Annotated in this window: 8 protein-coding genes; 7 read left to right on the plus strand and 1 reads right to left on the minus strand. The window is 59.8% G+C overall.

Annotated features, from left to right (window positions below; genetic code table 11):
* Nucleotides 1-110 (minus strand): LacI family DNA-binding transcriptional regulator (locus EDC90_RS20210; protein WP_132314321.1); only part of this gene is annotated, 110 nt, incomplete at its 3' end.
* 207 nt (nucleotides 111-317) lie between these two features.
* On the opposite strand from EDC90_RS20210, the gene EDC90_RS20215 reads away from it, so the two are divergent.
* From EDC90_RS20215 to EDC90_RS20245, 7 genes are all read left to right on the plus strand, one after another.
* The gene (locus tag EDC90_RS20215) at nucleotides 318-1,304 is read left to right on the plus strand and encodes an ABC transporter permease (protein ID WP_132314322.1); all 987 of its coding nucleotides are present in this window, start codon (nucleotides 318-320) and stop codon (nucleotides 1,302-1,304) included.
* Nucleotides 1,305-1,451: 147 nt separating this feature from the next.
* Nucleotides 1,452-2,465 (plus strand): substrate-binding domain-containing protein, encoded by a 1,014-nt coding sequence (locus EDC90_RS20220; protein ID WP_132314323.1) that lies wholly within the window; start codon nucleotides 1,452-1,454, stop codon nucleotides 2,463-2,465.
* Between the two features lie 76 nt (nucleotides 2,466-2,541).
* A complete protein-coding gene (locus tag EDC90_RS20225) occupies nucleotides 2,542-4,113 on the plus strand; it encodes a sugar ABC transporter ATP-binding protein (protein WP_132314324.1) in 1,572 nt (523 codons plus the stop codon).
* An 11-nt stretch (nucleotides 4,114-4,124) separates the two neighbouring features.
* Nucleotides 4,125-5,147, plus strand: a complete 1,023-nt coding sequence (locus tag EDC90_RS20230) for an ABC transporter permease (protein ID WP_132314327.1) — start codon at nucleotides 4,125-4,127, stop codon at nucleotides 5,145-5,147.
* Between the two features lie 28 nt (nucleotides 5,148-5,175).
* On the plus strand, nucleotides 5,176-6,174 hold the full coding sequence (locus EDC90_RS20235) for a dihydroxyacetone kinase subunit DhaK (protein WP_132314325.1): 999 nt from the start codon (nucleotides 5,176-5,178) through the stop codon (nucleotides 6,172-6,174).
* Between the two features lie 11 nt (nucleotides 6,175-6,185).
* Nucleotides 6,186-6,824, plus strand: a complete 639-nt coding sequence (locus EDC90_RS20240; RefSeq protein ID WP_132314326.1) for a dihydroxyacetone kinase subunit L — start codon at nucleotides 6,186-6,188, stop codon at nucleotides 6,822-6,824.
* Between the two features lie 84 nt (nucleotides 6,825-6,908).
* Nucleotides 6,909-7,099, plus strand: a 191-nt coding sequence (locus tag EDC90_RS20245; protein WP_165972920.1) for an NAD(P)-binding domain-containing protein, incomplete at its 3' end; no start/stop codon positions are given.

Consider the following 7,099-nt stretch of genomic DNA (forward strand, 5'->3'; position numbering starts at 1 on the left):
GTCGCTTCCGAAATCTCTCCCTTGCCGTTCAGCACAAGGGAAACTGTCGCAGCTGACACACCTGAGGCAGCTGCAATGTCGCGAATCGTGGGAATGGTCTTGGTTTTCATATTCTCAAAATTGCCGGTTGGCGCTCAGGTTGCAACCTTATTATATTTGCGCACATTGTTTAGTAAATTTTATTCCGAAATTAGGCCATTTCTCCGCTCCTGAGAAGACAAAAACATCGAATTAACGCGATTTTTCCTCTTGATAGCCTGCGACCTGTCTGCTAGCGTTTAGTAAAGTTAAGGCGATTTAGTAAACGGGAGGTGCTAATGCGTCGGCTGGATGGTCAGTTGCTCGTGCTCGCGGTCATGAACCTGGCACTGTTGGCAATCGGCGCCCTGATTTCGGGCGGCACCTTTCTCTCGCTTTTCAATCTGCAATCGATGGCGACACAGGTCCCCGAGATCGGCCTTCTGGCGATCGGCGTTGCGCTTGCCATGTGCGCGGGCAATGGCGGTATCGACCTTTCTGGCATCTCGCTTGCCAATCTCGCCGGTGTGGTTTCGGCCATCATCGTGACGAGCTTTCTTGATCCCTATGATCAGCCGGTAATGTTCACCACCACATTTGCGCTGATCGCCGTTCTTGTTGGCTGCCTTGGCGGGTTGATCAACGGGCTTCTGATTTCGTTTGTCGGCATTACGCCGATCCTTTGTACGCTCGGAACACAGATGGCCTTCACCGGCCTGGCCGTGATCGTCTCGGGAGGGCGTGCGGTGACCGTCGGCAGCCCGGATCCGCTTTACAATATCGGCAATGGCTTCATCTTTGCCGTGCCAATCGGCTTCATCATCTTCATCGCCGTCGCAACGGTAATCGGGCTTGCCGTGCGCTATACCCCCTATGGCAAGTGGTTGATGCTCGGCGGTTCGAACCTCAAGGCCGCGACATTCGCCGGTTTTCCCAAGCGCGCGGTGATCACGACGACCTACACGCTGAGCGGTCTGCTCGCCGGCATTGCCGGGGTCATCATCGCCGCACGCAATGTCAACGTGAAATGGGACTACGGCACGTCATATCTGCTGATCGCCATCCTCGTGGCAGTCATGGCAGGGGTCCGCCCGCAGGGTGGGTATGGACGCATCATCTGCGTTGTCCTGTCGGCAATTGCGTTGCAGCTCATGTCAAGCCTTCTGAATTTCGGCGGTCTCTCGAATTTCGTCAGGGATTTTGCCTGGGGTGCGTTGCTCCTCGCCTTCCTGATCATCGGTCGCCACGATCTGGTTGGCTTTCTGTTCCCGGGAGGTCGACGCTGACCCAAACGGATACGGGTCGCAAACACGCCCCGTCTCAGACGATACAGGCTTCAGCAGCATCGCTTTACGCCCAATATCGAGGAGCTCTGGCCGTCCGCATCCCCTCGGGTGGACGGTTGAAGGATGGAGGGAAAATTGGAGGAAAAAATGAGAAAGCATTTCAAGAAAGTTGCTGTCGCCACCCTGATGGCTGCAACCGCGCTTGCGGGAGCAACCGGCCTGGCAACCGCACAGGACGACAAACCCGTTATCGCCACCGTCTTCAAGATTAGCGGCATTCCGTGGTTCGATCGCATGAATACGGGTGTCGAGGAATATCAGTCGGAGCATCCCGAAGTCGTCGCCGAAGGCTACGGCCCGGCGACTGCCGACGCGGCGCAGCAGCTCCAGATCATCCAGGACCTGATCGCCAAGGGCGTCGACGCTCTTGCCGTCGTGCCGATGGACCCGGTCGTCATCGAGGGTACGCTGAAGCGGGCTATGGACCGCGGCGTTATCGTCGTCACCCACGAGGCCGACAACCAGCGCAATACCATGGTCGACATCGAAGCCTTCGATAACGACAGCTACGGCACCGCGCTTAACGAACGCCTTGCCGAATGCATGGGCGGCGAAGGCAAGTGGACGACCTTCGTCGGCTCGCTAGGCAGCCGCACCCATATGCAGTGGGTGGGAGCAGGTGAGAAAAACGCCGAGAAGTACCCCGGCATGCAGCTTGTCGATCCGAACAATGAATCCTTCGACGATGCCAACGGCACCTACGAGAAGGCCAAGGAAATCCTGCGTAAATATCCTGACATCAAGGGTTTCCAGACTTCTGCCGGCAACGACGTTCTCGGCGTCGGCCGTGCCATCGAGGAAGCCGGTCTTGCCGGCAAGGTATGCCTTGTCGGCACCGGTCTGCCCGCCCCGTCCGCGCCCTATCTGGAATCGGGCGCCATCACGGCGATCGGGTTCTGGGATCCGATGAAGGCCGGCATGGCGATGAACGCGGCCGCGCAGAAACTGCTGGCCGGCGAGGAAATCGTTGACGGCATGGATCTCGGTGTCGACGGCTATCACAGCATCACCGTCACCAAGGGCGCCGGCGACGGCCTTCTCGCCATCGGCAATGGCATGGTCCTTGCCGACAAGGACACCTACAAGGACGTCTACTTCTGATCTGCTGACCTCCCGAGCAGGCCGGGGCGCTTTTCAAGCGCCCCGGCCACGCGAAGCCTGGCTTTCTGCAGGCATCATGATCAATCGAAGAAGGAGTGCGAGCGTGTCAGAACCATCCTCGTCAGGAGAGCTTTTTCTGGAACTGCGCGGCATTCACAAGCGCTATGGTGGTGTGCATGCGCTGCGCGGCGTCGACATGTCGATCCGTCTTGGCGAAGCCTATCATCTTCTCGGCGAAAACGGCTGCGGCAAGAGCACGGTTATCAAGGTCATGTCCGGCGCGATCGCGCCGAGTGAAGGCGAAATCATCCTGGATGGCGGCAAGTACGAGATGCTTACGCCGATCCAGTCTCTGAGCGCCGGTATCGAGACGGTCTATCAGGACCTCTCTCTCATTCCCAATCTGAACGTGGCTGAAAATGTCGCCCTCAGCGAACAGCTCGTCATGGGCGGCGGGCGGCTGGCGCGCCGTTTCGACCGGTCGCGACTGCGCGAAACGGCAACGCGTGCGCTCGAAGCCGTCGAATTGCCGACCACACGCGCCTTCCTGTCGACCGTCGTTTCGGACCTGCCGCTGGCGCAGAGGCAGCTGGTTGCGATTGCCCGCGCCATTGCCACCAACGCCAAGCTGGTGATCATGGACGAACCGACGACATCGCTGACGCGGCGCGAGGTCGAAAAGCTGATCACCGTGGTCAACAGGCTGCGAAACGACAATATCGCCGTCCTGTTTGTGACCCACAAGCTCGATGAATGCTACCGGATCGGCGGTCAGGCCATCATATTCCGCGACGGCGAATCCGTGGCCCAGGGTCCGCTGGACAATTTTACCAAATCGCAAATTTCCGAGCTGATGACCGGGCGCGAGATCGAGGCGATCCGCTACCGCGCGGCCAAGCCGCAGCCGGATGAACTCCTGTCCACCGACCGCCTTTCGGGCAGAGGCTTCGAGAATGTGAACCTGTCCCTCAGAAAGGGCGAAATTCTCGGCATTACCGGTCTGGCGGATTCGGGCCGCAACGAGCTTGCCATGGCCATCTCCGGCGTGCATCCGGCAACGGGCGGGACGCTGAGACTTGACGGCGAAGAACTTCATATCCGCCGTCCATCCGACTCCATCCGCCACGGCATCGGCTATGTGCCAGAGGACCGGCTCGATGAAGGCTTGTTTCTGGAAAAATCCATTCTCGACAACGAGATCGCTCTCGTGGTCGCGCGCCTTGCAAACAGGTTCGGCGTGATCGATAGCCAGAAAGGGCGTGCGCTCGCTGAAGACCTTTCCAGCCAGATGCGGTTGAACACGCGCGATATCGACATGCCCGTCGGCTCGTTGTCCGGCGGAAATCAGCAGAGGGTCCTCATCGGGCGCTGGCTGTCGATCCTGCCCAAGCTTCTGGTCCTGCACGGGCCGACAGTGGGCGTCGATGTCGGGTCGAAAGACACAATCTACCGCGCCATCCAGTCGCTCGCAGAGGCGGGCATGGGCCTGATTGTGGTCAGTGACGATCTGCCGGAACTCCTGCAGAACTGCGACCGCATCCTCGTCATGTTCGGCGGCAAGGTGGTCAAGAGTTACGATGCCGAAGCCGCCGATGAAGACATTCTCTACCGCACGATGACGGCACCCGAACCGGAGGTGGCGCAATGACATCCGTCGAAATGGAACGCAGCAAGGCGCAGCAGAAGGTTGCCGAAGGCGGCTTCAGCTTCAATCACTTCCTGAAGAACCATCCCGAGCTGATCACGCTCGCGTTGCTGGTGGCAATCTGCGCGATCGTCGCTGGAATCAATCCGAACTTTCTTCAGGCGTCGTCGCTGATCGATATCGGACGCGCCAGCGTCGTGATGGGACTGTTCGCGCTCGGTGTGTTCGTCATTCTGGCGGCCGGCGGCATCGATGTGTCCTTCACCGCAATTGCCGCCCTGTCGATGTATTCGGTCACGCTTTTCACCGTGAACCATTTTCCCGGCATGCCCATGCCACTCATCGTGCTCATCGCCACAATCGGCGGCATGCTGCTCGGTTTCGTGAACGGCATACTTGCCTATCACCTGCGGGTGCCATCGCTAATCATCACCATCGGAACGCAATATCTGTTTCGCGGCATCCTGCTCGCCTTCATCGGCACGGTCTGGATCATGGATCTGCCGCCACAGATGATCGAATTCGGCCGGGCGCCGCTGCTCCAGTTTACCAACGCCAACGGCGCGGTCATAACGCTACCGATCTACTTCCTCGCTCTGCCCGCTGCCGCCATTCTCACCTGGTGGATCCTGAACAGAACCTTGATGGGTCGCGCAATCTTTGCAATCGGCGGCAACAGCGCCATCGCCGAGCGGCTGGGATACAATCTGAAAACGGTGCAGCTCTTTCTGTTCGGTTATGCCGGCGCACTGGCCGGGCTTGCCGGCATCATCCATGTATCAAGCAACCGCCTCGCCAATCCCTTCGACCTGGTCGGCAGCGAAATCAGCGTGATTGCCGCCGTCGTCCTCGGTGGCGCCCGCATCACGGGCGGTACCGGCACGGTGCTGGGAACGATCCTCGGCGTGCTGCTGGTCACTGTCTTGAACAACGTGCTCGTCATGGTCGGCATCCCCAGCACCTGGCAGCGTTTCGTCATCGGTTTCTTCATTCTTCTCGCGGCCGCGTTCTTCATGGCGCAGCAGCGAAAGTCGTAATGCCTAGTTCTCAGGAAAGTGTGGTCCCATGAAAAAATTCATCAACAAACCGGAAAACGTCGTCGAGGAAATGCTGGAGGGCATCTATCTGGCCCATCCGGCCGTGACCTATGCCGCAAACGACAGGCACTGCCTGGTGACGGCAACGCCGAAACCCGGCAAGGTCGGCATCGCGACCGGCGGCGGATCCGGTCATCTGCCTTTGTTCCTTGGCTATGTGGGCGATGGCATGCTGGATGGTTGCGCCGTCGGCGGCGTATTCCAATCCCCAAGCGCAGAACAGATGCTCGAAGTCACCAAATATATCGATCAGGGTGCCGGCGTTCTCTATATCTACGGCAATTATACCGGCGATATCATCAACTTCGACATGGCGGCCGAACTTGCGGAATTCGAAGACATCCGCGTGACCTCGGTCGTTGGCAATGACGATGCGGCATCCTCCGTGATCGGGGAAGAGCACAAGCGACGTGGCGTGGCCGGCATTTTCTTCGTCTACAAGGCCGCGGGCGCCGCAGCGGCGGAAGGCCTCGACCTCGACGAGGTCACCCGCATTGCCGATAAGGCACGCCTCAACACCCGTACGATGGGCGTCGCGCTGTCAAGCTGCATCGTGCCGGAAATCGGCCATGCCACATTCGAGATCGGCGAGAACGAAATGGAAATCGGCATGGGCATTCACGGCGAGCCGGGCATCAGCCGCCGCGCCCTCGAACCCGCCGATGATGTGGTCGACGCCCTGATGGAGCGTCTGTTTGCCGAGAATCTTTATGAAAGTGGCGATGTCGCCATTCTGGTCAACGGTCTTGGCGGCACCCCCCGCGAGGAGCTCTACATCCTCTACCGTCGTGTTGCTCAACGCCTGTCAGAGCGCAACATCACCGCAAAGCACGTCTTCATCGGCGAATATGCGACGGCCATGGAAATGGCAGGCGCCTCGATCTCGCTGACGAAGCTCGACGACGAGCTCGACCGGCTGATCGGCGCAGCTGCCAACACGCCGTTCTTTACCCGCCTCAAGGGCTGACGGAGGTTATCATGGATCAGATCAACACCGAACATATGGTCGACGTCTTCGCCGGCCTCGCCGCCTTCTTCGCGGACAAGCGCGATTTTCTGATCGCACTTGACGGCAAGGTGGGCGACAGCGATCTGGGGCTCACGATGAGCAAAGCCTTCGCCGCTGCCCATGAAGCCGTCGCCGCCGAAACCGAACCCGCCATAGCCACCTACCTGAAAGACGCCGGCATGGCGATGGCCAAGGCTGCACCTTCGACAATGGGTACATTGATGGCCACGGGCTTTCTGCGCGCCAGCAAGGCGCTGGACGGCGTGGACGCCATCGGCACTGCGGAAATGGCCGCCTTCTGGCGCGCCTACTGCGACGGCGTCGCCCAGCGCGGCAAGGCCAAGCCCGGCGACAAGACGGTCGTCGATGTGCTGGAGCCGATCGCCTCGAGCCTTGAAACCTCGACCGCGCGGGATTTACCCCTGCCGGAAGCGATGACCAAAGCCGTCGAGGCCGCGAGCGACGCGTTGGAAAACACCAAGACCATGGTCGCCCAGCACGGCAAGGCCGCCGCATTCCAGGAGAAATCGAAAGGTCTGCAGGATGCCGGCGCGACTGTCGGCCTGTTCATCATCCAGTCGATGACGGCAACGGTCCGCGCCGGCTGAAAATACCGCAGGCTTAGGCCCGCCATTGAGCCCGGGCGCCAATCGCCGCGTCCGGGCAGACACCCCGTTTTGAAGGAGGACGCGATGAAAATTGCCTATATCGGGCTCGGAACCATGGGCCAGGGGATGGTTCACAATCTCCTCAAAGCCGGTCACGAGATCAGGGTCTGGAACCGCACCACCTTCGATCTTCCGGAGACGCTCGCCGGGGCAGAGCCCCAGAACACCATCGCGGAGGCCGTATCGGGTTGCGAACTCGTCATGGTCTGCCTGAC

The sequence above is a fragment of the Martelella mediterranea genome, from assembly GCF_004342225.1.
Taxonomy (GTDB): Bacteria; Pseudomonadota; Alphaproteobacteria; order Rhizobiales; family Rhizobiaceae; genus Martelella; species Martelella mediterranea_B.

Excerpts from the sequence above, each read along its gene's own strand:
- EDC90_RS20215 (WP_132314322.1), top strand. The coding sequence starts at position 318 with ATGCGTCGGCTGGATGGTCAGTTGCTCGTGCTCGCGGTCATGAACCTG.
- EDC90_RS20220 (WP_132314323.1), top strand. The coding sequence starts at position 1,452 with ATGAGAAAGCATTTCAAGAAAGTTGCTGTCGCCACCCTGATGGCTGCA.
- EDC90_RS20225 (WP_132314324.1), top strand. The coding sequence starts at position 2,542 with ATGATCAATCGAAGAAGGAGTGCGAGCGTGTCAGAACCATCCTCGTCA.
- EDC90_RS20230 (WP_132314327.1), top strand. The coding sequence starts at position 4,125 with ATGGAACGCAGCAAGGCGCAGCAGAAGGTTGCCGAAGGCGGCTTCAGC.
- EDC90_RS20235 (WP_132314325.1), top strand. The coding sequence starts at position 5,176 with ATGAAAAAATTCATCAACAAACCGGAAAACGTCGTCGAGGAAATGCTG.
- EDC90_RS20240 (WP_132314326.1), top strand. The coding sequence starts at position 6,186 with ATGGATCAGATCAACACCGAACATATGGTCGACGTCTTCGCCGGCCTC.